General features: G+C 55.0%; 2 protein-coding genes. Both read left to right on the forward strand.

Annotated elements, in window-relative coordinates:
* On the forward strand, positions 1 to 1,055 hold a 1,055-nt coding region (gene tssF / locus ADK28_RS17490; RefSeq protein WP_048796264.1), incomplete at its 5' end, for a type VI secretion system baseplate subunit TssF.
* Positions 1,019 to 1,470: type VI secretion system baseplate subunit TssG (locus ADK28_RS17495; RefSeq protein ID WP_048796265.1), on the forward strand; the 452-nt coding region annotated here is incomplete at its 3' end. The genes tssF and ADK28_RS17495, both read left to right, overlap by 37 nt.

The raw sequence follows: 1,470 nt of genomic DNA on the forward strand, positions 1-1,470 counted from the left end.
TCTGTTTCCCTGAAAGTTTTCTGTTTTTCCATCTTGCCGGGGGCCACTGGCCGAAGCAACCGATGGCTGTGTCGTCATTTAAACTGCATTTCTGTTTTGAACGTCCGCTGCCCCCTTCACTGAAGATCCGCCAGGATGCTTTCATGCTGAACTGTGTGCCTGCCATCAATCTTTTCCATCATGACAGTGAACCGGTGGCCCTCACCGGACAGCAAACGGAATATCCATTACGCGCCAGCTATAGTCATCCTGACAGCTACGAGATTTTTTCTGTGAACAATGTAGAAGGCTGGGTGGAGGGCCCGGATGGCCGTGCGCGGGGCGGCACCCGGGTGTATCAGCCTTTTGAAAGTTTTCAGCACCAGATTGAACGTGCAAACGGGCGTCTGGCGCTGTATTACCGCCTCAGGGTTCGCGAGGCCGTCAACGGCGAGGGCTTTGAGCATTCACTGTCTTTCGTCCGGAGCGACGAAACGGAAGTGGTCGGAAAAGATGAAGCAGTCTCTGTCACCATGACCTGTACCAACAGAGAACGTGCAGCACAGTTGAAGGTGGGGGACATTTGCGTCCCGACGAATGCCACGCCCAATTTTTTCACTTTCCGCAATATTACCCGCCCAACGCGTTCACTACGTCCTGTGCTGGATGGCAGCCTGCAGTGGATGCTGATTTCCAGCATGTCACTGAACTATGTCTCATTGCTGAGTCCGGACGCGCTGACGCAGGTGTTGCGCACCTGGGATTTTCCAGCGCTGTATGACAAGCAGGCTGAACAGGCATCGCGTAAGCGACTGGCGGGGATCGAGCGTATTGAGACCGTGCCGGTTGATCGCCTGATACGCGGTATGCCGGTGCGCGGCCTGAAATCCCGCCTCTTTGTGCGTCAGTCGGCCTTTGCGGGAGAAGGCGAACTGTATCTTTTTAGCACCGTGCTGGCGCATTTTCTCTCCCTCTACGCCAGCGTGAACGCGTTTCATCTGCTGGAGGTGTACAACCTGGACAACAAGGAGTGTTACCGATGGCCGGTACAGGCAGGTCAGCACTCGATGATGTGATTGCCTGTGGGGAGATTGCACAGTTTTCTTTCTTCCCGCTGGTTGAATTGCTCCATTTGCTGGAAAACGTCGATCCCGAATCTGACCAGGATATTCACCCTGAACAGGAGCGTGTGCGCTTTACTGCCACGGCTTCGCTGGGCTTTCATCCCGGCGACATTGTCAGCTTAAGCCAGGACGACAGTGGGTTGCACCATCTTGAAGTGGCCTTTCTGGGTCTGCATGGCAGTCAGTCTCCGATGCCCGGCTATTACCTTGACGAACTGGCCTGGGAGTACGCGTGGCAGGAATCGCGTCTCGGACTGTTTCTGGATTTTTTCCATCATCGCCTGCTGACCCTTCTTCACCGGATATGGCGTAAGTATCGCTACCATGTCCGTTTTCAGGACGACGGACGGGACGGGTTCTCCCGTCA

Source organism: Serratia sp. 506_PEND (genome assembly GCF_001076875.1).
Lineage (GTDB): Bacteria > Pseudomonadota > Gammaproteobacteria > Enterobacterales > Enterobacteriaceae > Serratia > Serratia marcescens.